The sequence below is a fragment of the Arcobacter sp. s6 genome, assembly GCF_040884245.1.
In the GTDB taxonomy this organism is placed as follows: Bacteria; Campylobacterota; Campylobacteria; order Campylobacterales; family Arcobacteraceae; genus Aliarcobacter.
Map to the genome: position 1 here is coordinate 83,778 of NZ_JBEVTN010000013.1, position 24,675 is coordinate 108,452.

Here is a 24,675-nt window from a genome sequence, read left to right on the forward strand (position 1 = left end):
TTAGTAAGTAAATATATAAGATTTGAAAGGAAAAGTATTATGGAAACAAGAGTATATAAAATGTATATAAATGGTGAGTTTGTAGAGTCTAGCGAAACAATTTCAGTTATAAATCCTTCTGATAAAAAAGTAATATCTTATATCCCAAAAGGGACACAAAAAGATGTAGATGCAGCAGTTGAAGCAGCTGATGCAGCTCAAGATTCTTGGGGTAAATTACCAGCTATTGAAAGAGCCGGATATTTACGTAAAATTGCACAGAAAATTCGTGATAATGCTGATATGCTAGCTCATACAATTACTCAAGAGCAAGGAAAAGTATTAGGCTTAGCACAAGTTGAAGTAAACTTTACTGCTGATTATATGGATTATATGGCAGAGTGGGCTAGACGTTATGAAGGTGAGATTATTCAAAGTGATAGACCTAATGAAAATATATTTTTATTTAAACTCCCAATAGGAGTAGCAGCTGGAATCTTACCTTGGAATTTTCCATTCTTTTTAATTGCTAGAAAATTAGCACCTGCTTTTGTAACGGGAAATACAATTGTTATAAAACCAAGTTCAGATACTCCAAACAATGCATTTGAATTTGCAAAACTTGTAGATGAAGTAGGTCTTCCAAAAGGTGTATTCAATCTTATTTCAGGGCAGGGTTCTGTTGTTGGTAATTCTTTGGCTTCAAATAAAAAAGTTGGAATCATAAGTTTTACAGGTAGTGTTCCAGCAGGTGTAAAAATCATGGAAGCAGCTGCAAAAAATGTTACAAAAGTATCTTTAGAACTTGGTGGAAAAGCACCTGCTATTGTAATGGGAGATGCAGACATAGATTTAGCAGTTGAGGCAATAAAAAATTCTAGAGTTATCAACAACGGTCAAGTATGTAATTGTGCTGAGCGAGTTTATGTTCACTCAAGTGTTGCAAAAGAATTTATAGACAAAATGACAAAAGCTATGGCTGCAACTACTTATGGAAATCCATTAGAAGAAGAGGTTGATATGGGACCACTAATCAATGAAGCTGCTATTATTAATGTACAAAGATTAGTAGATAGTGCTGTAAAAAAAGGTGCAACAATAACTACAGGTGGAAAAAGAGCTAGTAGAGAAGATGGTTTTTATTATGAACCAAGTGTATTAATAAATGTGAAACAAGATATGGAAATTATTCAAGAAGAGATATTTGGACCTGTTCTTCCTATCATGACTTTTGAAACTCTTGATGAAGCTATTGCACTTGCAAATGATAGTGAATTTGGACTTACATCATCAATTTATACACAAAATATTGATGTAGCAATGAGAGCTTGCAAAGAGATAAAATTTGGTGAAACATATATAAACAGAGAAAACTTTGAAGCAATGCAAGGCTTCCATGCAGGTTGGAGAAAATCAGGTATTGGTGGAGCTGATGGGAAACATGGCTTAGAAGAATTTTTACAAACTAAGGTTGTTTATTTACAATACAATATTAATAAACAATAAGCTTTTTATATTACATGTGAAGAAAATTTCTTTACATGTAATTAAATTTTACAGCCTTTTATTTTAAATTTAATTCTGGCATTAAATCTAGTTTATCATGTATTACATGGTGAATAAATGATAGTTTAGTTCTTACGGGTTGGGTTAATACAAATGGATACGCATCAGCCATTCCCATACTACGATTTAATGAATTAAGAATAATTGCAAAATCCATCCAAGTATCTAAAATAGTGTTTATTGAAGTTTGAGAAGAAAATAAACAAGAATTTTGAGGTAAATTTAACTCTCCAACATCTCCATTATCACTTGTATTCCCATTTAGAGAACCTGTAATATTAAAATTTTTTGCTGTTTCTAAAGTATCTATAATATGCATATAATGAGCCCATGTCTCAGCCCAGTCTTCATATGGATGCATGGTAGCATATTCACTAATAAAATCATCATTCCAGTTTTTTGGTGCACCAGATTCATAATGTTTTTTAAGTGCTTCTGAATAATCTAAATCATCATCACCAAAGTATTTTTTACATAGTTTATGTTTTTCTGGTGATATTAAAATTAGTTTTTCAAAATAATAATGTGCAAGTTCATGTCTAAAGTGACCAAGTAATGTACGATATTTCTCACCCATTGCTAGTTTTGCACTAGATCTAGCAACATCATTTGCTTCTGCTATATTTATAGTTATATGACCATTATCATGACCTGTATAAACAGGTTCTTGATCCTCTAATTTAGTTAAAAAATGATCATCTACATTAGAATCAGCTATAAAATCAAAACTCAAAGCACTTTTAGGATTTTGACGAGGATTTTCTAATGGTAAATCTAATGCTTTTAGAGTATATATGGCACGACGTTTTGCTGTTTCCATTTTTCTCCACAAAGGAATATGCTCAACAATAGATAAATTTGGAATGATTTCATTAAAACGACAAGCAAAGCATAAAACTTCATCACTCTTAGGTACTGCTACAAAAGTATCCATATTTACCATACCATTACATGCTTGATAATCAGCATGATTATCACATTTTTGATAAGGAATTTTTTTTTCATCATTTGCTTTAAAATAGAAACCAGTCTTTTCATCTAAGTCATAGGCTTCTACTTTATCAAAGTTATCATCAACACCAACTACCCGCTCGCAAGCAAGACAAGTCTTACTTTCAAAAAATAATATTTGATGATCTTTACAAGAACACTTAAATGTTTTCATTTTACTATCCTACTCTATGGAATTTAAGATTTATACAAAGTATATAATCTATTTCTAAATAAAGAAATTAAATAAAAAATAATTTAAATTTGAGTGAAAAAATATCTTAAGAGAAAAACTTTTGTTCTAATAAATTTTTTTATGATAAAATAAAATAAAAAATAGATATTGATTATAATAAGAAAAATCAATACGATACAAATATTATCACAAGTTTTAAGGAAAAAATATGAAAGTAATAAAAGAAAATTTAACAACTATAGAAACACTTTCTGATCTAGCAAAATTAGTAGACTATTCATTGATGAATACTCTAAATAGTGACCCTGAATCTAGAGCAAATGGTGTTGATCATCAACCTAGACAAGTTTTCTCAGGGCATTATGTTCCTGTTAATCCAACTCCAATTAAAAATCCTGAATATATTGCACATAGTAAAACACTATTTAGAGAATTAGGCTTTGCTGATAGTTTAGCTTTGTCTCCTGATTTCATTAGTATGTTTTCAGGTGATATTTCAAACGTACCAGAACCCATGAGCAAAGTAGGTTGGGCATGTGGCTATGCTCTTTCTATATATGGAACTGAATATTATCAACAATGCCCGTTTCAAACAGGAAATGGATATGGCGATGGAAGGGCAATATCAGTTCTTGAAGCAGTGATTAATGGTAAGCGTTGGGAAATGCAATTAAAAGGTGGAGGAAGAACACCGTATTGTAGAGGTGCAGATGGAAGAGCAGTTTTACGATCAAGCATTCGTGAGTTTCTTGCGCAAGAGCATATGTACTCTCTTGGAATTCCAACATCAAGATCATTGAGTTTATATACTTCTAAAGTAGAAAAAGTAAAAAGACCTTGGTATTCAGAAGGTTCATATTCAAAAGATCCTGATTTGATGATATCTGAAGATGTTGCTATTTCTACACGAGTTGCATCATCATTTCTTAGAGTTGGTCAAATCGAACTTTTTGCACGAAGAGCTAGAAAAAAAGAACATCCAAAAGCATATGAAGAACTTGAAAAAATTGTATTGCATTTAATTGATAGAGAATATAGTGATATTAGAGATAAAAATTTACCCTTAGCAGACAAAATATTATTACTTGCAGAAGAATTTTCTAATCGTCTTACATTACTTGTAGCAAACTGGATTCGAGTTGGATATTGTCAAGGTAATTTTAATAGTGATAACTGTGCAGCAGGAGGATTTACTCTTGATTATGGTCCCTTTGGATTCTTAGATGTATTTGATCCCTCTTATCAATCATGGACAGGAGGAGGACGTCATTTTTCATTTTTAAATCAGACAGCAGCAGCTGAACGTAACTTTAATTCATTTTATACAGCTTTAAAGGTGTTATTATCATCAGATGAGAATTATTTACTTCAACTTGAGGAAATCAGAAATAGCTTTTCAGAAATAATGCAAATACAAATACAAAAGATGTGGGCCTCAAAACTTGGACTTGATACTTTTGATGCAGAATTATGGAATGAGCTTGAAACTCTTATGATAGAAACTTCTGTTGACTATACAATCTTTTTTAGAGAACTTTCAAATATACCTGCGAGTATTGATTCACTTAAAAAAAGTTTTTATAAAGATATAAGCAGTGATGAGAACTTAGAAAAACATTGGTCGAAATGGTTAAAAAAATGGAAATCTCTTATCAATACAACTAGTCAATCCTCTGAAAAACTTTCTCAACAAATGAAACTTGTTAACCCAAAATATACTTTAAGAGAGTGGTTTTTAGTACCTGCTTATCAGTTAGCAAAAAATGGAGATTATTCTTTACTTGAAGAGTTACAAGAAATTATGACAAATCCATATTGTGAACAGTCAAAAGAAGTGGAAGATAAATATTATAGATTAAAACCTTTGCAGTTTTTTTCAATTGGTGGTATATCACATGTTAGTTGCTCTTCATAATTTTTAAAAGTTAGAATCAAGTTATATATTACATAAAGTAATAAGCATAATATTGCCTTAAATATTGAAAGTTTTTTTGAGTGAAGATTTTCTTATAATAATTTGATTAATGCTAAGTAAAAATTGAATTAATTTTACTTAGCACTTTAATTAAACAATTAATTTTGTACTTTTTATATATAAGAGAATATTTATTTTCTTAATAATTATACTTATTTTAATAATTCTTGAGCATATTCCTTTAAGTTTGGTAAAGTTGTGATAAGTTTATTTTGTTTCATAAAAGTAGCCATCTTATTATAAACTTCTTTATCAAAAGTAGCAGGATTTTGTGCTAAATATGGTAAAGTATCAACCCATGCAAGACGATTTAATTCATTATCTAACTCTTTTGGCTTATAACTGATAAAAGCTTCCCAAGATTCTTTAGGATTTTCTTTTAAATAATTTGTTGCTTCTTGTAAAGATTTTACAAAATTTTTATATTTTTCAGCAGACACATTTTCTTTGTTTGCTACAACTATTAGTTCATCATATTTAGGAACTCCATAGTTTTCAGGGAAAAATGCTTTTCCTTCCGCTTTTTCTAATTTCAATTGATTTAATTCAAAATTTCTAAAAGCACCTATAACTGCATCAACTTGTTTACTCATCAAAGAAGCTGACAATGATGAATTTACATTTATAAGTTCTACATCTTTAGAAGATAAATTTACAGATTTTAACATAGAATCTAACAATGATGTTTCAAATCCACTTACAGAATATCCTACTTTTTTACCTTTTAAATCTTCTATTTTATTTATACCACCGTTTTGTAATACTACTAAGCTATTAAGTGGAGAGCTTACAAGAGTTGCAATTCTCACTAATGGTAAACCTTCTGCAACTTGCATTTGAAGTTGTGGTTGATAATCAACTGCTAAATCAGCTTTTTTTGCAGCTACAAGTTTTGGTGGCATTGAAGGATCAGCGGGTTCAATAATTTCTACTTCAAGATTATTCTTTTCAAAGAAACCTTTTTGTTGTGCTATTAAAATAACTGCATGATCTGGATTTACAAACCAGTCTAAAAGTAAACTTACTTTTTCTTTTTCAGCATGTGCAACTGAGCTTAAAAGCAATAAGCTAAGTGATATTTTTGATATTATTTTTTTCATAATTTTTCCTTTTTTATATTTTTATGATAGGTCTAAACCCATTTGCCAAAAAGATATTTCCATACGCGTTGCTGTTGTGAAGATATCTTGTATTTTTTCCATTTGTTTTTTTGATAAATCTTTGCATAACTCTTCAAAAAATTGTGTTGCTGCTTTTGCTGCTTCTTGATATTCTTTTGAAGAATACATATCTATCCAAGATTGATAAGGATTATTTGCTACACTTAAGTTGTTGAAAGTGATATAATCAGCTACTTTTGCATAACCAAGAAAGCAAGGAATTACAGCTGCATAAAGTTGAGCTAAATCACCATTTAAACCACAATCAAGTACATATCTAGTGTAAGCTATACATGCTGATGATTCTTGTTGTTTATAGATTGTTTTCTCATCTATTCCAAATTCTTTGCAATAGTTTATGTGTAGTTGTATTTCATCTAATGTAGCATTTAAAGCTTGTTGAGAAAATCTCATTTGCTCAAAATTTCCACTTTTGTACATAGCAAGTGCAAATGCCCTACAATAATGAAATAAATAAATGTAGTCTTGCATTAGATAATGTTGAAAATTTCTAAGTTCTAAGGTTCCATCAGCTAATTTTTGAATAAATTCATGCTTAATATACTTATCCCAATGTGGTTGAGAATTTTTGATAAGATCTTGTGTAGTAGTCATCTCTTTCCTTTGTATTTTTAAACATAAGGAGAAAGGGCTTATCGAAAAATAAAGTTAGATGAAATTTGAAGTATAAAAATACATTTGTAAAAACAAATCCCTACGCTAGCATTACCTAGATCAGGTTCAAAGGTCGAAGTTCAAAACTCCCTCTCAGCCTATTTATAAGCTCCCTATGTATTAAAGGATTGATATTATCAGAAAAAAATATTTAAGTCAATTTAATGTAAATGCGAAGACCAAGGTATAAATTTTTTTGTTAAATAATCAGTCAAAAAATAAAGACTTAAAGTTAATACAACTAGTATAAATAGTGCAGAAAACATTAAATCAATTTGCATTCTTGCATTTGCATGTAACATAAGATAACCAAGTCCCTTTGATGAACCAACCCATTCTCCAATAACTGCTCCAATAGGTGCAATGCAAACTGCTATTTTAAGTCCTGAGGCAAAAGAGGGTAAACTTGCTTTAAATCTTACTTTAAACAGAGTTTGAAGAGGAGTTAGCTTGTATGTGTGTGCCAGTTGAAGCCATTGTTTTGGTGTGTTTTTAAGCCCATCATAACATGCAGTAGTTATTGGAAAATATATTATAAGTACTGTCATAATTATCTTTGAAGCCAAGCCATAACCAAACCATAAAACCAAAAGTGGAGCAATAGCAAATACAGGAATTGCCTGAGATATTACAAGTATTGGAAGTAAATATTTCTCAATTTTTTTATAATAAAGTAAAACAAAAGCGGAACAAAGACCAAAAATACAACCAAGAATTATTCCTATAATTATCTCTAAAAGAGTAGTTTGTGTGTGTTCCCAAAGTAAAGAATATTGATTTATTATTTGCAAAAATACATCTTTTGGTTTTGGAAGTATATAGTGTGGTAAATCAAAAACGACAACAATACCTTGCCACAAAATAAATAAAAATATAACAGGAAGTGATGCTCTTAGAAATTTTCTCATATTTCACTTCCTTTTAGTTTAGCTATAAGCTCTTCTTGTAAATTCCATAATGTTTCATTTGAAAGCTTATGTGGCAAAACTCCTTGCAAAGCTGCCACTTCTTCTATAGTCACTGGCTGATTTTTTAAAATATAAATATGATTTGCTAATTTTATAGCTTCTTGTGGGTCATGGGTTACTAGTACTACAGTTTTATTTTTTAGTAGCTGACAAGTTAAATCTTGTAATTGTATTTTTGTAATTGCATCTAATGCAGAAAAAGGTTCATCCATTAAAATAAGATTTGCTTCTTGCATAAGTGTTCTTGCCAATGCTATTCTTTGTTTTTGTCCACCTGAGAGTTCATAAGTTTTTTTATTCTGATGTTCAGACATATTTACTTGACTCAAAAGTTGCTTTGCTTTTTCTAAAGTTTGCTTTGTTTTAGTGCCTTTTAAATGATGATAAAGTTGAACATTATCTAAAATACTAAGCCAAGGATAAAGTGAGTTTTCTTGACTAAGCCAAGCGATATTTGTGTTTTCTTTTAATACTATTTTCCCACTTGTGATATTTTCAATTTCTAAATCAGCTATACATCTAAGTAGTGTTGACTTCCCAACTCCTGAAGTTCCAAGTAAAGCAGTACTTGTATTTTCTAATATATCAAAGTTGAGATTATTAAATAGTTTTTTACCTTTGAAATCAAGGTTCAAGTTTTGTATTTGAGCTATAAAATTATTGTTCATAAATGCAATAGTATAATATAAGACCTAAAAACAAAGGATTTAAAATAAAGAATTCACTTAATGATACATGAAAAGTAGTGGTGAAATAACTTTATAAATTGGAAATATTATTGGATTATATTAAAAAGTGGTACCAGTGACCGGACTCGAACCGGTATGCCTTTCGGCAGTCGATTTTGAGTCGACCAAGTCTACCATTCCATCACACTGGCACTTTTTAGAAGTTTGGAAGTATATATAAAATAATATAAAAGAATGTTTAATAATAGAGATAGAGAATCTATTTTTTCATATTTTATGATATTATCAGATGTAGTACAAAAAAAATGGATAGAAACAAAAGTTTCTATCCATTTTAAAATAAAAATAGTTTTGAGTTAAAACTAGTATTATTTAGCTGCAACAGCTTCTTTAAGAGCTTTTCCAACTTTGAATTTTGCAACAGTAGTAGCTGGTACGTTAACAGTTTTGTCAGTACCTGGAACTTTTGCAGTTCTTGCTGCTCTATCAGCTGTAGCAAATGTACCAAATCCGATAAAACTTACAGCTTCTTTTTTTACTAAAGTTTCAGTAATTGTATCTAATACTGCATCAACAGCACCTTTTGCGTCTTTTTTCGATAAACCTGCTTTTGCAGCTACTGCGTCAATAAATTCTGCTTTGTTCATGGATGAACTCCTTATTTAAAATTAAATTGAGAAAACTTTATAGTATTTAAGCTTTATAATAGCTAAAACTAGGGGCTTTAATCGAGAAAATACAATAAAAATAATAAAAAATGACTTTTTTTTAATCAAAAGAAGTTTTTATGCTCAGAAGTCTGCATGAATTTTCTAAAATGGCTATCTTTTTTACTAGTTCATGAATGTCTCTGTCATAAACATAAGTACCAATTCCTTTTATTACCATGATGTTTTTTTCTGATTCTTTTAGATATTTTGTAATTTCAAGTGCATTTCTTTTATACCAAGTTGAAAAATCACCTGGATTATATACTGAAATCTCACCAAAGGTTGTTTTACCAAAAAAATCTTCAAGAACAATTTTGTCATGATTTAAAGTGTAAGCAGTGGTATAAATTGGCATTCCAAAGGCAATATATTTTGCTTCATGAATATTTGCATAAATTGTAGCGTGTATATGGGATTCCATACTTGCTATATTCCATCTATAATCTTGTCTATTGATATTTAATGAGCAAAATGATTTTTCATCCATTCTATCAAATATTGCGTCACTTGTATTGATCATAAAATTATATTGATCTTGTTTTGTTGAAATTGACCCATGATAAATACCAAAAAAGTTTTTACTAAACATAGTTAGAGATAGGTCTGCTAATATTTTTACTGTATCTTGATCAACCATTTTAAAAGCCTTAAATGAATTTTTAGATATTATATACTAATTTAAATAAGGACCGTTTTAATGAATATTCCCCACATACCTGTTTTATATAAAGAAACATTAGAAGCTTTTTCAAGTATAAATGATGGTTATATAATAGATTGTACAACAGGATTTGCCGGTCATAGTAGTGGATTACTAAATTCAAATGAAAATGTAAAGTTAATTTGCAATGATCAAGATGATGAAGCATTAGCTTTTTCTAAGAAAAGATTAGAAGAATTTTCTTCAAGAGTTACTTTTAATAAAGGTAATTTTGAACACGTTATTGATACTTTTAAAGATTATGAAATTAGAGGTGTTTTAGCTGATATTGGAGTTTCATCTTTACAACTTGATAAACTAGAGCGTGGTTTTGGATTTGAAAGTGAAACTTTAGATATGAGAATGAATCAAAATCAAATTTTAGATGCAGCAACAGTAGTAAACACATATTCACAAGACGAACTTGAAAGAGTTTTTAAAGAGTGTGGAGAAGTACGAGAGTATAAAAAAGTAGCATCATTAATTATAAATAATAGACCCTTTACAAGTGCAAAACAAATATCAGAACTTTTATCAAAAAAGATGTCAAAGGGTAAAATTCATCCAGCAACTCTTCCTTTTCAAGGAATTAGAATTGAAGTAAATGATGAGTTGGGTGTTTTAGAACGTTTATTTGAATCGTTAGAAAATGCTAAATTAAAAAATTGTATAGTAGCAATTATTTCTTTTCATTCTCTAGAAGATAGAATTGTCAAGAATTATTTTAAAAAATGGACGAAATCATGTATTTGCCCAAGTGAAGTTTTCAGATGTGAATGTGGAAATAATCACGCTTTAGGAAAAATTATTACAAAAAAACCTATAATTCCAACAAACGAAGAGATTAAACAAAATCCTAGAAGTAGAAGTTCAAAATTAAGGATATTTAAATTTGATTAATTTAACTGCAAAAAACTCACTTATAATAGTATTTGTCTTATTATTTTTCGCATTATTTTTATATTTTCCAAAAATATATTTAAGAAGTAATATCTATTATACTAGTAAGGATATAAATAAATTATATGCTCACTATATTTCTTTACAAGAAGAAAATACTTTTCTAGCTCAACAACTAGAAGATATGAAGTTTAAGAATCAAATTATTGATTCTTTATTATTTAATCCATTGGACACTAAAAAATGATAAAAAGTTTAATTGAGTTTTCTTTACGAAAACCTCTTTTAAATCATTTTATACTTTTATTTGTATTCTTATTAGCTACTTTTTCTTATTTAAAAATACCAAAAGAAATCTTTCCACCTTCAGCCATGGATGCTATTACAATTAGTGGATATTATACTGGTGCTAGTTCTGAACTTCTTGATAAAATTGCTGTTTCTGAAATAGAAGATGAACTTCTAGGTCTTAGTAGTGCTGATACTATTTCTTCAACTATAAAAAATGGAAGTTTTTCTATTAAAATTGATTTAAAAGAAGGCTATAAAGCAAATGAAGAAATTGATGATGTAAAAGATATTGTAACAAAAATAAAAACAAATCTTCCATCTGATATGGATGAACCAATTGTAAAAGCTGTTGAGTTTTCTTTTCCTTTGATAACTGTTGCTGTTTACACAAAAAATAAAGATTCAAAAGAGTATTTAATAGAAGTTGCGAAAGATGTAAAATCAAGAGTAATGCAATTAAAAGATTTATCACAAGTTTCAGTTTTAGGGGAGAGTGATAAAGAGCTATTAATGACTTTAAATGATGAAAAAATAAGTGCTTATGGTTTAGAAAAAACTGCTGTTATAAATGCTCTATCTTCTTTGAGTTCTATTTTCCCAATCGGAATGATTAAAGATGTTTCAACTCATTATTATCTTTCTACTTTTAATGGTGAAAAAGATATTGAAAAACTGAAAAATACTTTAATGAAAATTAATGGAAAATCAATATATTTAAAAGATATTGCAGATATAAAATTTACCTTAGGAGATATTGCTGATATTTCACATTTCAATGGAAATACAAATATTGCAGTTGGCATAAATAAAGGTACACAAGGTGATGCAATTGAGCTTGTGAAACAAATAAAACAAATCACAAAAGAGTTTGAAAGTAAATATGAAAATTTAGAGTTTGATACTTATATAGATACTTCAATTTGGATTAAAAATAGGCTTAATACTGTTGTTTCAAATATAGTTTTTGGTTTAGTTCTGCTTTTTATTGCTCTATTTATATTTATAAATTTAAGAATCGCAATTGTTATTGCTATTGGAATTCCAACTTCATTTATGATAGGTTTAATAAGTGCTGAGTATTTTGGATATAGTTTAAATATGCTTTCCCTTTTAGGAGCTTTAATTGCTCTTGGAATGCTTGTGGATGAAGCTATTGTTGTTGGTGAAAATATTTATAGACACCTCGAAATGGGAAAAGATAAATTTACAGCAGCACGTGATGGTGCTTTGGAAATGTATCCAGCTGTTTTAACAGCAACTGCTACAACTATTTTTGCTTTTTTACCAATACTACTAATGACAGGAGAAGTAGGGAAATTTATGCAAATACTTCCTATTATGATTAGTATTTTACTTTTATCTTCCCTTCTTGAAGCTTTTTTCTTTTTACCTTTACATGCAAAAGATATTTTAAAAGTAACACCAAGTGAGAAAAAATCACATAAAATTTGGGAATTTAATTATAAACTTTATGGAAATGTTTTAGAGTTTTTATTAAGAGGAAAATATATTGCCATTATAGTGATGGTATCACTTATTTTTCTAGGTTCTTATCTTATATTTAAAACTCAGAAATTTAGATTTATGCCTTCTTTTGACTCAACACAAGTTTATATAACAGGTTCAGTTGGAGTTGGAAAGAAAATAGAACAAACAGAAGAATTAGTGTTTGAACTTGAAAAAAAGATGTTAAATTCACTTGATTTTAAAAATAGTATAAATTCTGTTAGTTCAGTTATTGGAATGAAACTAGATGGTAAAAATATGCCCCATTATGAAGAGTTTTATTTTCATGTTTTTGTAAATTTACATGAAAGAGCAGCTGAAAATTTCTTTGAAAAATATATAAATCCATATTTGTCTCCTAAATATGATGATTCAAATATGATAAGAGAAGTTAGCGCTCAAGATGTGGAAGAGCAGTTAAAACAAATTTTAGATTTAGATATAAAATCAAATAAATTTGATGAGTTAAAAATTTTTGTTCCACAAACTGGAATTGTAAAAAACGATGTAGAAATTGCAATCTCTGGTAAAAAAGAAAATACTGCAATTGCAGTTAAAAAATTAAAAGAGAGCTTAGCAAAAGTTGAAGGTGTTTCAAATATTGCAGATGATTTAATTATAGGAAATTATGAATTGAAATTTAAAGTAAATTCTTATGGATATGATTTGGGAATTACAGAAGAGACTATTTTAAATCAATTAAGACCTTTTTATTTTAAAGGAACTTATTCGAAGATGTTTGATAATAAAGGAATTATTGATATTGTTTTTGAGAGTAAACATAAGGATATTTTAGAAAGTTTAAATACTTTTACTATAAATACTAACACTAATCAAAAAGTATTACTAAAAGATGTGGTAGATTTTATAAAAGTTCCTTCATACTCTCAAATTTTTAAAGAAAATAGTGAACAAATAATTAGTGTAACAGCCTCATTAAGTAAAATCACATCAACTGAACTTTTTGAAAAAATAGATAATGATATACAAGAGCTAAGACGTGATGTAAAGTTAGTTATAAAAGGTGAACAAGAGGAGAATGAGAAAGTTCAAAGAGAAATGACACAAGCAGCTTTAATGGCTATTGTTTTGATTTTTATGGCTCTTATTTGGATGTTTGATTCTATTGTTAAACCTTTAATTATATTAAGTACTATTCCATTGTCAATTTTAGGAGTACTAATAGGGCATGTAATTATGGATATAAATATCTCAATGCCAAGTTTAATAGGAATGGTAGGACTCTCAGGGGTTATTGTAAATGATGGAATTATTATGATGGATTTTATTAAAAAAGCTAAAAGTGTATGTGAGTTAGTACATTATTCAAAAATGAGATTAAGACCTATATTATTAACTTCAATTACAACAGTCTTAGGTCTTGGAACATTAATATTCTTTTCATCAGGACAAGCTTTGATTTTACAACCTATGGCTGTTTCTTTAGGCTTTGGTATAATTTGGGCTACAGTATTAAATCTTTATTTTGTTCCTATGGTTTTTAGAATTATTTATTTGAGAAAGAGTGTTGATTAGAAGTTAATTGAAAGTAAATTTAAAAAGAAAAAAAGCTTTAGAATTTTTAAATTCTAAAGCTTATAAAATAACTATTCCTGTAACCCGACCTAAAATATTATTATCTTCATCGAAATCTTTCATACCTTTTCCAGGCTCTAGTGTTGTAACTGTAGCTTTTCCAATAATATGTCTATATTTGTTCCCATCGCTGTCTTTTAGTCTTACACTCCAAACATTATGAGCAACTAGGGGTTCATCGTTTTTAACACCAATATAAAGCATTATATGGCCTTTTAAATATACTAATGTAGAAAAAGGAACTCCATTTTCTTTAATAAATTTTTTCTTTTCATCAATACTTAATTTTGATACATCAAGAAGTTTACCATTTGTAGTTTGTGCTTTTGAATTTCTATGTAAAAATTTTCCAAAAGGTGCAAAATAATCTTGTGTGAAACTTGAACAATCTCTATTGTTTAATAATCCACCCCAACCATAAGCTTCATCTAGAAGTTGAGTCATAATTTTTATTCTATTTTCACTATTAAAAGCTAATGGCATAGCTTCCACTTCATCTTCTTGTAAATCTATATATGAAATAAGAGCATTTTGATTTCCATCATTTTTTGCTATTATGAATTTATTTCCATTTTTTGGAAAAATAGTTGCCACTTTTACATACTCTCTAAAAATAGGGTCATAAATTGGAAATTTTTCTTTTATTGAAATATAATAATTAGATGTTTTAAATTGACTTATAAAATTTTCGCTAACAAATGCCAAATTTCCTATTTCAATCCAACCTCCTACTGTGCTTGATTCAATATAAGCCCAAGCTCTATCTTTTGAAAGATGAGAAACCATAATAGGAGTGTTTAGTTTAATCAAAGAGTTTTGATTATAATCAAAAGGAAATCCTTCTCCTGGTTTTGTTGGGTCATAAAACATTACAGAGTTTGTAGGAAGTACTCTAACATTTGTATTTTTAAGCGTTATTGCTTTTTTTACAAGTGTATTATATTGATCAAAATTAGAATTATCTATTTGTTTATCAAACCATTCAGAAGTAGCTAATTGATGATTTTCTAAATAAACTTTTCTATTTTTGTATGATTGTCCCCACATAGCTTCAGCTTTTGGAAAAGAAACTTTTTTTGCATTCCAAGGTATAAAATATTTTTCAAAAAAATCTTTTGAAGCTTCATTTTGATTTATGAAATTATCATCTGCAGTTTGTGAAAGCTCTACAATATCACTTGTTTTTGGTTGCTGTATTGCTAAAGGTTCTTTTATAGAACAAGCAGTAAATAAAATAGTTGATAAACAAATAAGAGATAGTTGTTTAAATATTTTTTTCATTTTTTTCCTTTTATTAAATTAATAAAATTTTTTGTGATTGTACCATCTTTTTATTTTGTCTAGATTTATAATATTCTTAATTTAGTAATTTATGGATATAGTAAATAAAAAATTTAGGAAGAAACGTGTATAAACTTTCTATCAACAAAGAATTATTTGATAATATTTTATTAAAAAAAATCAATATTTTAGAAAAACATAATAATAATTATTGGAAAAAAGAGTTACTTGAACCTGCTATTATTGATGATAAAGTAACCTATACTATAAAACAATTTGAAAAATTACAAATAACAAATGGTTTAGGAAAAGATAAACCCCAGTTGATTATTGAATGTAAAAAAGTTGATTATGATATAGAAAATGGATGTTTTGAATTTTATTTAGGAAAAATCTTAGAGCAAAAAAATATAAATATTATTGAAGATGAAAAAGATATTATAATAAAACAGTTATTGGAAGAAAGAGAGAAGTTACTTGAAATGTTAAACCTAAAAAAATAGTTAGAGTTTAAACTCTAACTATTATAATTAAGAATTATCAGAAATTATTTTCCGATTTGGTCAGCAATAGCTTGAATAGATGCATCATCTAAACCTTTAACTTGACCAGCCATTAAACCTTTCATAGCTCCACCGTAAGTTCCATCTTGGTACCCTTTTAATGAAGCAACGATTTCAGCTTTAGTCATATCTTTGATGATTTTTGATTTTCCTAAAGCAGCTTTTTCACCATTTGCGCCATGACATGCAGCACATTTAGCGTAAGGGTTAGCAAAAGCAACACATGCAGTTAATAATGATGCAGCGATAATAATTTTTTTCATGATAGATCCTTTTTTTTATATTAGAATAATTGTATTAGATTTTTCTTTAAAAGTTATTGACTTTAGTCAATAAAATTTATTTTTTTTATAGAAAATAACCTTATGGCTATTTTCTATTTAGTTTTAAGCTCTTTTTTCAATTCTTCTTTATTGATTTTATTTTTATCAGAAGGAATCAAAGGTAAAGATTTTTTATAAATAATTTTTGAAGGAAGCATATATGATGCTAAATGATTTTTTAACTCAAATAAAATTTCACTTGAATTCAATTCACTATTTCCGCTATAAACTAATACAATCTCTTCTTCAATCTCTTCATTTTCTATTGAAAAAACAGCACATTGTTCAATAGATGGGAAGTTGTTTTTTATTACTGATTCTATTTCATAAGGATTTACTCTAAATCCTCTTGTTTTAATCATATCATCTTGTCTTGATACAAAGTAAAAATATCCCTCTTCATCTTTATAAACAAAATCACCTGTTTTTACAACAACTTCATCTCTTAATTGCCCTTCAAGATTAATTGCATTTTTTAATATATCAATAGATTTAAATCTTTGTTCTGTTTCTTTTGGTGCATTCCAGAAACCTTTATAGATATATCCACCTCTGTGAATTAATTCTCCAACAACTCTAGGGGCACATTGTTTTCCATTTTCATCTATTACATATAATTCAACATCAGGAATTGCTTTTCCAATAGAATTAGGTCTTATTTTCAATTGAGCAGGATCTAAATAAGTTGATCTAAATGCTTCTGTTAATCCATGCATTGAATAAAACTTTGCGTTTGTAAAGTATTTTTCAATATCTTTTATCATTTTAGCTGTAACATTTCCACCTGAAGAGGTGATAATTCTTACACTTTTTAGAAGTTCTGCACTTGGAAGTCTATGTTCATCTTCATCAAACATATCAGTAATATTTATAGGCATAAGAGGAAGAACCGTAATCTTGTCATTTATAATATGATTGAAAAAGTCATTTGGTAATACAAATCTATGTAAAGCTAATGTTGCTCTTTTATAAAGTGAACAAAAAATTTGATTTAAACCATAATCAAGATTAAAAATTAAAAGTCCTGATATAACATCATCTTGTTCTAAATGTAAATATTGAGATACTACACGTGCTGAATCAATTAGGTTTCTGTGAGAAATTACTATTCCATTTGGTTTTCCACTTAAACCAAAAGAGTATGTAATAACAGCATTATTATGACCACTTACATCACAAGTGTATGGTTTGTTATAATACTTATAAATTTCTTCAAAAGATGGTAAATCTTTATGGCTAGTTTCATAAGAGATAATATGCCCATCAAATTTAATCTCTTCAATTGATTCAAGTTTAATTTTATCAGTAATAATGCATTTAATATCGCAATCACCAATAATATACTCAACTTGTTCAGGTTTTAGTAGTTTTGTTAATGGAACTAATACATAGTTTGTTGATAAAATCGCAAGTATTGCAATCACTTGGTCTATTCCTTTATTTGAATAAATACCAATTCTACTTCCTTTTGGTAAATCAAGTTCTGCTAAATAATAAGCTATTTGATTTACTTTTGTAAAAAGTTCACTATATGTTAATTTTTCATTTCCAAAAATTAAGGCAATTTTATCTGGGTTTGATACATTTGCATCTTCTATTAATGTTCTAATACAGTTTATTGACATTTTTATCCCTTTTTATTGTTGTGTGATACCAAGTGTCCAAATATCATAATTTGAATCCATGATGATTGCAGGATGAATATCTGAAGTTAAAATCTTTTTATAGAAAAATGAAATAATATCCTCAGCCTCTTCAAAACTTAATACTTTTGTTATACCACCTGTTAATACAATTGATTTTAGTAGATTTAACTTTAATTTTATATATAAAGGATGAGCCTCGCTAACTTTATATAAAACTAAGAAAATTGCTAATTGCATTAAAATTCTCAATGATTTAGGTGAGTCTTCATTGAAAATATTTTCTGTAACTTTTAAGTGTGCTAATAATTCATAAACAAACTCATTGTTTTTAGCAGCAAAGATTAAAGACTCTTTTGATTTAAAAACTCCAAGTTTTTTAAAAACCAATCTATCATATTCATTCTCAGTTACCATATTATCATAAGACAAATCTTTAGAGTAGTGAATATCAGTTGTTGCTCCTCCAATATCTATTAAAATAAATGGATTAACAGCTGCAAATTTACTATCTATAAAAGGGAGTGTTTTATTTACAATATATGGAGTTGAAAATATTTGATTTGAAGTTAAATCATATAGATGTTTAATATCTTCTTTTCCTTCAATATCAGCTTGATAAAGATTTGTTAAATAGTTTTTTAAAGGCTCTTCAACAACATGTAGTTTATTATTAATAATATTTTCAACTATTACAAGATTTTTAATATTACTAGTTAAATAATCTCTATCTTTTACTGTTCCTGCAAAAACTACATTTGAATAGTTAAGGTTTGATAAGTAGTTAAAAAGTCTTTCATCAAATACATTATCAACACTATCAATTCCACCAACAATAATAACAACATCAATTAGATCACTAGGAATTGAAGATGTATCAATATCTTGATATAAAACAGTATTGATAATATTAATACCTGAATTATAAGCGATATTTGTTGCAAATTTTAGTGAAAAAGAGTTTGTAACACCAATAATAAGTGTAGTTAATCCACCATTTGCAGATGAACAAATAAATACTTCTTCTTTTTTAAATTTTGAGATAGTATCAGAACATTTTGATAATAAATCATCATAAATATCTTTATTAAAATCTCTAAAATGTTGTTCAACTTGGTTGTTTGCACAAACTTTAAAATAAGTACTTCCAACGTCTATTAATAATTTATTTTGGCTCATTGCATAATTCCTATATCATGAATAATATCATTTACTATTGATGAAGCATCTTTATTTAAGTCACATTGAGATTTTTCATACTCAAAACATCTATCACTTATTGGAAGATTTCCTTTTTTGATGATTCTGATATTTTTATTTTTATCTCGCACAGTTACTACTTCATTGTGATTAATAATATGTGGAGAGTATGGAACATCTATAATTCCAGCTTTAATACAGTTAAATACTTTTCTCCATAATGTGTCTGCTTTATCATTAAATACAGCTTCCATAATACTCATAACTTCACTTGTAACTATCTCTTCTTCTTGTTCATCAGTAATTACAGGAATACCTTGAAGCATTCTTAGTGTGTATTGAGTGTTTGCAACTGTTTTTGCATTTGACTCACGTGTAGGAATACCAAAAGCTTCATCCCTTGTTTTTGTGATGATTTTATCAGCTCGCACCATCGCAGCAATTACAGTTGAAGTATTGATTAATGATTCTGAATAATCTTTATTTGAAGGAAATGCACCCATCCATTGATGATAAACAAGATTTACCATAGCATCACCGCATCCGATTTGCTCTGCGTAATGTTTTGCCATTTTTCTTAATACATTTGCAGTTACTATATCTTGCATCATAGAACCAGTTTGAGAGAATGATACAGAGAAAGATTTTACTCCCTCTTCAAGTGATAAAAGCATTTCACAAAGTTGAATTACAATAGTAATGCAAGGTGGAACTAAAGTGGCTGTTAGTGGTCCAAATGATTCTCTATTAATTGGTTCATTTAGTTTTGAATAGTTTGCACAAATTCTTTCAACATATTTCCAATACATAAATGCTTTATCAAGTGGAAAGTTTTTTGAATATGGTAAAAGGTAAGTAATAGGCCCACCCTCTATTTCAAAAATACCAGAAGCTAATGCAGTTTCGATTAATAATCTAGCATCAGGAGTTCCATGTCTTAAAGAAATAGGTTTATCAAAATGAGTCATCATTTTTCTTGAAGTTCTATAACCATGATTTACAAGAGGATAACCATTTAACATATCAACTTCATTTTCTTCTGAAAGTTTTAACATTTTTGCAGATGTTGCATAGTCATTTAATCTTGTATTTGAATCAATTGTACATGGTAGTACATCAACATTTGCTTCATTGAAAAATTCATATAATGAAAACATTTTTTTATAAGTTGGAAATCCACCTCTTGGTTGAACTAACATTTTCTTTTTGTTTTTAAAGTGATGAGAAATAAATAGATTTTTTGAAGCGCCTTTTATAAACTCTTCAATCTCAGCAAAATCAAAATTATCTGCATACTTATTTTGAACGATTATATTTCGTTCTTCTTGAAGTAAACTCAATTTCTCTCCTTTAAATATTTTTCTAATTCATCAAGTCCTGTATTTAAATCTGTTTGGTGAAATACTAAGTCAAATCCATAGTTTTTAAACTTTGGTACAAGAACACTCGCATCTCCTTCACCAACAGCTAAATTCCCACCAATCATAAATACAACATCTTTTAAGTTTTTGTATTTAGATTTTAAAATACCTAATTCTCTGCACCAACCCTCAGCTTCACCATTTAATGATGAGATTAATAATACATCTGCATTTGTTTCAATAACAGCATCTATAAACTCTTCAAGATATGTATTAACACCAAGATTAAATACTTCAAATCCTCTTGCTTGTAATGATATATCAATAAGTCTATTTGCAACTACGTGAATATCATTACCAACTACGCCTGTAACTACTTTCATATTTTCTACCTAAATTACTAGATTTTATTTGTTTTTATAAAGTTGGTGATTTTATCTAAAATAGAGTTATAAATTGTTTATAAGGTGTGCAAATGGAGGGTTTTTATCTTCTTATTTATGAAAAAGTTATAAAAGAGATAAGATTCTCTTTTATTTATTAGTTGCTACGTCAAATTTTCCAATAGCACATGATACGAAACTTTTTGCAGTAGTAGCTGCTTTTTCAAAGCCACTTAATTCATCTGTTGTTAAAGGATAACCCAAAGATCTAAGTTTTAGTTTTAAAGTTTCTAGTTTATCATTTTCTATATCAAGGGTGATTTTACGTGGATGTACTTCTAAATCAACTATAATCTCACCAAATTCATCTTTTAATGATTTTGTTAAAGTACTGGCACATCCACCACATTTTACATTTAAAACTTCAAATGTTTGCTTCATTTTTTATTCCTTTTAGTTTGAAACTATTTAAAAATATTATAACGGTTTATTACTTGTATTAAAAGAAAGAATAGTTTAGAAAATAAGTTTTTTAGATTTTAAAGAGAAAAAGAGAAGAAAAATCTTCTCTTTTTTTAATTGGAAATTACCCAATAATAGCATTTAAAGTAGCACTTGGTCTCATAGCAGCTGATGTTTTAGCATCATCTGGTAAGTAGTATCCACCCATATCAACACTGTTTCCATGAACAGCAACTAGTTCAGCAACAATTTTATCTTCATTTTCAGTCATTGCTTTTGCAATTGGAGCAAATTCAGCAGCTAAATCAGCATCAGCAGTTTGAGCAGCTAATTCTTGTGCCCAATACATAGCTAAATAGAAGTGAGAACCTCTATTATCAATTCCACCTAATTTTCTTGATGGAGATTTGTCATTGATTAAGAATGTTCCAGTTGCTTTATCTAAAGTGTCAGCTAAAACTTTTGCTTTTGGATTATTTTGAGTATTTCCTAAGTGATCAAATGAAGCAGCTAATGCCATAAATTCACCTAATGAATCCCATCTTAAGTAATCTTCTTCTGCAAATTGTTGAACGTGTTTAGGAGCAGATCCACCAGCACCTGTTTCAAATAATCCTCCACCTTGCATTAATGGAACGATTGATAACATTTTTGCAGATGTTCCAAGTTCTAAAATTGGGAATAAGTCAGTGTTATAATCTCTTAATACATTTCCAGTAACAGAAATAGTATCAAGTCCTGCTCTCATTCTTTCTAATGATTTTAAAGTTGCATCAACAGGAGTCATAATAGAAATATCTAAACCTGTTAAATCGTGAGTTGGTAAATATTTATTAACTTTTTTAATCATTTCAGCATCATGTGCTCTTGCTGGGTCTAACCAGAAGATTGCAGGAGTATTAGATAATCTAGCTCTTGTAACTGCTAATTTAATCCAGTCTTGAATTGGAGCATCTTTAGCTTGACACATTCTGAAAATATCACCAGTTTCAACATCGAAACTAAATACTGTATTTCCAGCTTTATCTGTAACAATAATTTTTCCATTTTCAGCAGCTTGAAAAGTTTTATCATGTGAACCATACTCTTCAGCTTTTTGAGCCATTAAACCAACATTTGGAACAGTTCCAATTGTTTTAACATCTAATGTTCCATTTGCTTTACAATCATCAATAACAGCTTTGAAAGATTGTGCATAACATCTATCAGGAATCATAGCAATTGTATCTTCTTCTTTATCATCAGCATTCCACATTTTTCCACCACCTTTAATCATAGCAGGCATAGAAGCATCAACAATAACGTCAGATGGTACATGTAAGTTTGTAATTCCTTTAGCAGAGTTTACCATTGCAAGTCTTGGTTGTTTAGCATAAACAGCTGCAATATCAGCTTCTATTTCAGCTTTTTTAGCTACATCAACTTTGTCTAATTTAGAGTATAAATCACCTAAACCATTGTTAAAGTTAACACCTAATTCTTTGAATAAATCAGCATGTTTTGCAATTAAATCTTTGAAATATACTTCAACAGCAAATCCGAACATAATAGGATCAGATACTTTCATCATTGTAGCTTTTAAGTGTAATGATAATAATACATCTTCTTTTTTAGCTCTTTCAATTGCACTTGCATAGAATTCTTTTAAAGCTTTTGCGCTCATAGTTGTTGCATCAATAATTTCACCCGCAATAACTTTTGTAGAAGCTTTTAATACAGATTCTGTTCCATTTGAAGAAATGAAAGAGATTTTTAAATCATCAGCATCATCAAAAGTTTTTGATACTTCAGAACCATAGAAGTCACCTGAGTTCATAAATGCAACGTCAGTTTTAGACTCTTTTGTCCATTTACCCATTCTATGAGGATTAGCTTTTGCGTAGTTTTTAACAGCACCTGGAGCTCTTCTATCTGAATTTCCTTCTCTTAATACTGGATTAACAGCTGAACCTGAAATTTTAGAATATCTTGCAGTGATTTCAGGGCTTTCATCATAATTTGGTACATCATAACCTTTTGATTGTAATTCAGCGATTGCAGCTTTTAATTGAGGAACAGAAGCTGAAACATTTGGTAATTTAATAATATTAACTGAAGGATCTTGTGTTAATGCACCAAGTTCTGCTAAATCATCACCAATTTTTTGGTCTTCTTTTAAGTTTTCAGGGAAGTTAGCTAAGATTCTTCCAGCTAGTGAAATATCTTTTGTAACCATTTCAATACCAGAACTTTTTGTGAAAGCTTTGATAATTGGTAAAAAAGAGTATGTTGCTAAAGCAGGAGCTTCATCAACTTTTGTGTAAATGATTTTTGACATATTGTTTCCTAAATTTGAATTTTAATGTTGATTACATAATACCTACATTATTATTTTAGGAAATTGAAAGTGCTTATAATTGAAGCTGTGAAAAATTGATTGTTTCAATTTTTCACAATTAATTTATACTATTAAATAAATCCTTGATAGATGCAGGTTTTTGATTCTCAACATCAGTTTTCATAATATCTTTTGCTTCTTTGTCTATTTGTGTTTCATTCTCTTTAACTTTTGTATAATTTTTTTCTACGCCTACATTTGCATTTATATTATTAACATGTGCCATATAATTTTTTGAAAATTTATGCAAACCATTACTATTGTCTCTAACAAAGTATAAATAATCACTTTTTACAGGGAAAATCGCAGCCTTAATTGCATCTAAACTAACTGCACAAACAGGGTCTTTGGGTAATCCATTTACTTTATAAGTGTTGTAAGAGCTATCATCATCTTTTATTCTTTGTGCTGTTACAACAGTATTTGAATATTCTCCATAGTTTAATGTACCATCCATTTGAAGTTTCATTCCACTTTTTAATCTATTGTGAATTACACTTGAAACAATCGGCATTTCATTTATACTAGCAGCTTCTTTTTGTATTACAGAAGCTAAGCTTAAATAATAATACCATTTTCTTTTATCATAAATACCAAAAATTTTTTTTGAAAACTCTTCATATTTCTTATTTGTTTGGGAGAACAGATAAAAAATCATATGATCTTCTTTCATACCCATTGGTAAAGAATAAGTTTCTGCCAAGATATTTCCATCTGCTTTATATGAATATTGTTTATATAATTCAGTTAATTTTTCTTCTGATAAATTAAATTCTGTAGCTAGTTTCTTCAAAAAAACATAATATGTTTCACCTGGTATCAAAGTGATTGATTTTAAAGCTGCTTTTGAGTTTGTTAATTTATAAATAAAATCCATTTTTGTTAGCTTATGTTCACTTATATCAATCCAACCACTCTGAATATACCCAGTAGATTTTATAATAATTGTATCAAGAGTATTCATCTCAAAGCCACTTTTATTTAAGTATGATATAATACTAACTGTACTGCCCTTAGGTATAAACAAAACTTTTGTAGAAGTTATAGGCATCGTCACATAAAACAAAACAACAATTAAACTAACAAGGATAAAATCTATAATGCTGAAGATGATTAAACTTCTATTTGTTTTTCTTTTTTTAATAATAATATTACTCTTTTCATTTCTGTATTCCGGCATA

General features: G+C 28.4%; 22 protein-coding genes, 1 tRNA gene and 1 riboswitch. Of the genes, 6 read left to right on the forward strand and 17 right to left on the reverse strand.

Annotated elements, in window-relative coordinates:
• Positions 1-39: 39 nt before the first annotated feature.
• Entirely contained in the window at positions 40-1,485 is a 1,446-nt protein-coding gene (gene aldA / locus ABVS04_RS09525; protein ID WP_368030471.1) for an aldehyde dehydrogenase, read from the forward strand.
• A gap of 58 nt (positions 1,486-1,543) precedes the next feature.
• Here aldA and ABVS04_RS09530 read toward each other — a convergent pair whose 3' ends face one another.
• Positions 1,544-2,710: a putative zinc-binding metallopeptidase gene (locus ABVS04_RS09530; protein WP_368030472.1), complete on the reverse strand. Its 1,167-nt coding sequence runs from the start codon at positions 2,708-2,710 to the stop codon at positions 1,544-1,546.
• A 229-nt stretch (positions 2,711-2,939) separates the two neighbouring features.
• Here ABVS04_RS09530 and ABVS04_RS09535 point away from each other — a divergent pair, with 229 nt between their 5' ends.
• Positions 2,940-4,646 carry a YdiU family protein gene (locus tag ABVS04_RS09535; RefSeq protein ID WP_368030473.1) on the forward strand — a complete coding sequence of 569 codons (1,707 nt, stop codon included), beginning with the start codon at positions 2,940-2,942 and terminating at the stop codon, positions 4,644-4,646.
• Between the two features lie 212 nt (positions 4,647-4,858).
• On the opposite strand, the gene ABVS04_RS09540 is transcribed toward ABVS04_RS09535, so the two are convergent.
• The 7 genes from ABVS04_RS09540 to ABVS04_RS09570 form a co-directional block, all read right to left on the reverse strand.
• Positions 4,859-5,806 carry an ABC transporter substrate-binding protein gene (locus ABVS04_RS09540; protein ID WP_368030474.1) on the reverse strand — a complete coding sequence of 316 codons (948 nt, stop codon included), beginning with the start codon at positions 5,804-5,806 and terminating at the stop codon, positions 4,859-4,861.
• Positions 5,807-5,827: 21 nt separating this feature from the next.
• The gene (gene tenA / locus ABVS04_RS09545; protein ID WP_368030475.1) at positions 5,828-6,481 is read right to left on the reverse strand and encodes a thiaminase II; all 654 of its coding nucleotides are present in this window, start codon (positions 6,479-6,481) and stop codon (positions 5,828-5,830) included.
• 80 nt (positions 6,482-6,561) lie between these two features.
• A riboswitch (TPP riboswitch) is annotated at positions 6,562-6,667 on the reverse strand.
• A gap of 35 nt (positions 6,668-6,702) precedes the next feature.
• Positions 6,703-7,449, reverse strand: coding sequence for an ABC transporter permease (locus ABVS04_RS09550; RefSeq protein ID WP_368030476.1), 747 nt, complete (start codon positions 7,447-7,449; stop codon positions 6,703-6,705).
• Positions 7,446-8,177, reverse strand: coding sequence for an ABC transporter ATP-binding protein (locus tag ABVS04_RS09555; RefSeq protein WP_368030477.1), 732 nt, complete (start codon positions 8,175-8,177; stop codon positions 7,446-7,448). The genes ABVS04_RS09550 and ABVS04_RS09555 overlap by 4 nt, the downstream gene beginning before the upstream one ends.
• 128 nt (positions 8,178-8,305) lie before the next feature.
• Positions 8,306-8,389, reverse strand: a tRNA-Leu gene (locus ABVS04_RS09560).
• Positions 8,390-8,566: 177 nt separating this feature from the next.
• Positions 8,567-8,845 carry an HU family DNA-binding protein gene (locus tag ABVS04_RS09565; protein ID WP_368030478.1) on the reverse strand — a complete coding sequence of 93 codons (279 nt, stop codon included), beginning with the start codon at positions 8,843-8,845 and terminating at the stop codon, positions 8,567-8,569.
• A gap of 121 nt (positions 8,846-8,966) precedes the next feature.
• Entirely contained in the window at positions 8,967-9,545 is a 579-nt protein-coding gene (locus tag ABVS04_RS09570) for a class II aldolase and adducin N-terminal domain-containing protein (protein ID WP_368030479.1), read from the reverse strand.
• 60 nt (positions 9,546-9,605) lie between these two features.
• Between ABVS04_RS09570 and rsmH the strand changes: the two genes are divergently transcribed.
• Genes rsmH through ABVS04_RS09585 form a run of 3 tightly spaced genes read left to right on the forward strand, consistent with a single transcriptional unit; the run spans position 9,606 to position 13,841 of the window.
• Positions 9,606-10,508: a 16S rRNA (cytosine(1402)-N(4))-methyltransferase RsmH gene (rsmH, locus tag ABVS04_RS09575; RefSeq protein WP_368030480.1), complete on the forward strand. Its 903-nt coding sequence runs from the start codon at positions 9,606-9,608 to the stop codon at positions 10,506-10,508.
• Positions 10,501-10,755, forward strand: a complete 255-nt coding sequence (locus ABVS04_RS09580) for a hypothetical protein (RefSeq protein ID WP_368030481.1) — start codon at positions 10,501-10,503, stop codon at positions 10,753-10,755. Before rsmH ends, ABVS04_RS09580 begins: the two co-directional genes overlap by 8 nt.
• Positions 10,752-13,841 (forward strand): efflux RND transporter permease subunit, encoded by a 3,090-nt coding sequence (locus tag ABVS04_RS09585; RefSeq protein WP_368030482.1) that lies wholly within the window; start codon positions 10,752-10,754, stop codon positions 13,839-13,841. The genes ABVS04_RS09580 and ABVS04_RS09585 overlap by 4 nt, the downstream gene beginning before the upstream one ends.
• A gap of 60 nt (positions 13,842-13,901) precedes the next feature.
• Here the strand turns inward: ABVS04_RS09585 and ABVS04_RS09590 are convergent, their stop codons facing one another.
• Positions 13,902-15,182 (reverse strand): SH3 domain-containing protein, encoded by a 1,281-nt coding sequence (locus tag ABVS04_RS09590; RefSeq protein WP_368030483.1) that lies wholly within the window; start codon positions 15,180-15,182, stop codon positions 13,902-13,904.
• Positions 15,183-15,307: 125 nt separating this feature from the next.
• Here ABVS04_RS09590 and ABVS04_RS09595 point away from each other — a divergent pair, with 125 nt between their 5' ends.
• On the forward strand, positions 15,308-15,685 hold the full coding sequence (locus tag ABVS04_RS09595) for a hypothetical protein (protein ID WP_368030484.1): 378 nt from the start codon (positions 15,308-15,310) through the stop codon (positions 15,683-15,685).
• A gap of 44 nt (positions 15,686-15,729) precedes the next feature.
• On the opposite strand, the gene ABVS04_RS09600 is transcribed toward ABVS04_RS09595, so the two are convergent.
• From ABVS04_RS09600 to mltG, 8 genes are all read right to left on the reverse strand, one after another.
• Entirely contained in the window at positions 15,730-16,008 is a 279-nt protein-coding gene (locus ABVS04_RS09600) for a cytochrome c (RefSeq protein ID WP_368030485.1), read from the reverse strand.
• A 113-nt stretch (positions 16,009-16,121) separates the two neighbouring features.
• A complete protein-coding gene (locus ABVS04_RS09605) occupies positions 16,122-17,693 on the reverse strand; it encodes an AMP-binding protein (RefSeq protein WP_368030486.1) in 1,572 nt (523 codons plus the stop codon).
• A 12-nt stretch (positions 17,694-17,705) separates the two neighbouring features.
• Positions 17,706-18,890: a glutamate mutase L gene (locus ABVS04_RS09610; protein ID WP_368030487.1), complete on the reverse strand. Its 1,185-nt coding sequence runs from the start codon at positions 18,888-18,890 to the stop codon at positions 17,706-17,708.
• Positions 18,887-20,251, reverse strand: a complete 1,365-nt coding sequence (locus tag ABVS04_RS09615) for a methylaspartate mutase (RefSeq protein WP_368030488.1) — start codon at positions 20,249-20,251, stop codon at positions 18,887-18,889. The genes ABVS04_RS09610 and ABVS04_RS09615 overlap by 4 nt, the downstream gene beginning before the upstream one ends.
• Complete coding sequence (glmS, locus tag ABVS04_RS09620; RefSeq protein ID WP_172126154.1) at positions 20,248-20,655, reverse strand: methylaspartate mutase subunit S; 408 nt, start codon at positions 20,653-20,655, stop codon at positions 20,248-20,250. Before glmS ends, ABVS04_RS09615 begins: the two co-directional genes overlap by 4 nt.
• A 150-nt stretch (positions 20,656-20,805) precedes the next feature.
• Positions 20,806-21,096: a heavy-metal-associated domain-containing protein gene (locus tag ABVS04_RS09625; protein WP_368030489.1), complete on the reverse strand. Its 291-nt coding sequence runs from the start codon at positions 21,094-21,096 to the stop codon at positions 20,806-20,808.
• Positions 21,097-21,241: 145 nt separating this feature from the next.
• On the reverse strand, positions 21,242-23,434 hold the full coding sequence (locus tag ABVS04_RS09630) for an NADP-dependent isocitrate dehydrogenase (RefSeq protein ID WP_368030490.1): 2,193 nt from the start codon (positions 23,432-23,434) through the stop codon (positions 21,242-21,244).
• A 118-nt stretch (positions 23,435-23,552) separates the two neighbouring features.
• Complete coding sequence (mltG, locus tag ABVS04_RS09635; RefSeq protein WP_368030491.1) at positions 23,553-24,674, reverse strand: endolytic transglycosylase MltG; 1,122 nt, start codon at positions 24,672-24,674, stop codon at positions 23,553-23,555.
• Position 24,675 lies beyond the last annotated feature (1 nt).

What these genes read in the sequence shown, in the direction of transcription:
- aldA (WP_368030471.1), top strand. Translation starts at nt 40, where the DNA reads ATGGAAACAAGAGTATATAAAATGTATATAAATGGTGAGTTTGTAGAG.
- ABVS04_RS09540 (WP_368030474.1), bottom strand. Translation starts at nt 5,806, where the DNA reads ATGAAAAAAATAATATCAAAAATATCACTTAGCTTATTGCTTTTAAGC.
- rsmH (WP_368030480.1), top strand. Translation starts at nt 9,606, where the DNA reads ATGAATATTCCCCACATACCTGTTTTATATAAAGAAACATTAGAAGCT.
- ABVS04_RS09605 (WP_368030486.1), bottom strand. Translation starts at nt 17,693, where the DNA reads ATGTCAATAAACTGTATTAGAACATTAATAGAAGATGCAAATGTATCA.
- ABVS04_RS09555 (WP_368030477.1), bottom strand. Translation starts at nt 8,177, where the DNA reads ATGAACAATAATTTTATAGCTCAAATACAAAACTTGAACCTTGATTTC.
- ABVS04_RS09530 (WP_368030472.1), bottom strand. Translation starts at nt 2,710, where the DNA reads ATGAAAACATTTAAGTGTTCTTGTAAAGATCATCAAATATTATTTTTT.
- mltG (WP_368030491.1), bottom strand. Translation starts at nt 24,674, where the DNA reads ATGCCGGAATACAGAAATGAAAAGAGTAATATTATTATTAAAAAAAGA.
- tenA (WP_368030475.1), bottom strand. Translation starts at nt 6,481, where the DNA reads ATGACTACTACACAAGATCTTATCAAAAATTCTCAACCACATTGGGAT.
- ABVS04_RS09550 (WP_368030476.1), bottom strand. Translation starts at nt 7,449, where the DNA reads ATGAGAAAATTTCTAAGAGCATCACTTCCTGTTATATTTTTATTTATT.
- ABVS04_RS09600 (WP_368030485.1), bottom strand. Translation starts at nt 16,008, where the DNA reads ATGAAAAAAATTATTATCGCTGCATCATTATTAACTGCATGTGTTGCT.
- ABVS04_RS09590 (WP_368030483.1), bottom strand. Translation starts at nt 15,182, where the DNA reads ATGAAAAAAATATTTAAACAACTATCTCTTATTTGTTTATCAACTATT.
- ABVS04_RS09625 (WP_368030489.1), bottom strand. Translation starts at nt 21,096, where the DNA reads ATGAAGCAAACATTTGAAGTTTTAAATGTAAAATGTGGTGGATGTGCC.
- ABVS04_RS09610 (WP_368030487.1), bottom strand. Translation starts at nt 18,890, where the DNA reads ATGAGCCAAAATAAATTATTAATAGACGTTGGAAGTACTTATTTTAAA.
- ABVS04_RS09585 (WP_368030482.1), top strand. Translation starts at nt 10,752, where the DNA reads ATGATAAAAAGTTTAATTGAGTTTTCTTTACGAAAACCTCTTTTAAAT.
- ABVS04_RS09535 (WP_368030473.1), top strand. Translation starts at nt 2,940, where the DNA reads ATGAAAGTAATAAAAGAAAATTTAACAACTATAGAAACACTTTCTGAT.
- ABVS04_RS09565 (WP_368030478.1), bottom strand. Translation starts at nt 8,845, where the DNA reads ATGAACAAAGCAGAATTTATTGACGCAGTAGCTGCAAAAGCAGGTTTA.
- ABVS04_RS09570 (WP_368030479.1), bottom strand. Translation starts at nt 9,545, where the DNA reads ATGGTTGATCAAGATACAGTAAAAATATTAGCAGACCTATCTCTAACT.
- ABVS04_RS09630 (WP_368030490.1), bottom strand. Translation starts at nt 23,434, where the DNA reads ATGTCAAAAATCATTTACACAAAAGTTGATGAAGCTCCTGCTTTAGCA.
- glmS (WP_172126154.1), bottom strand. Translation starts at nt 20,655, where the DNA reads ATGAAAGTAGTTACAGGCGTAGTTGGTAATGATATTCACGTAGTTGCA.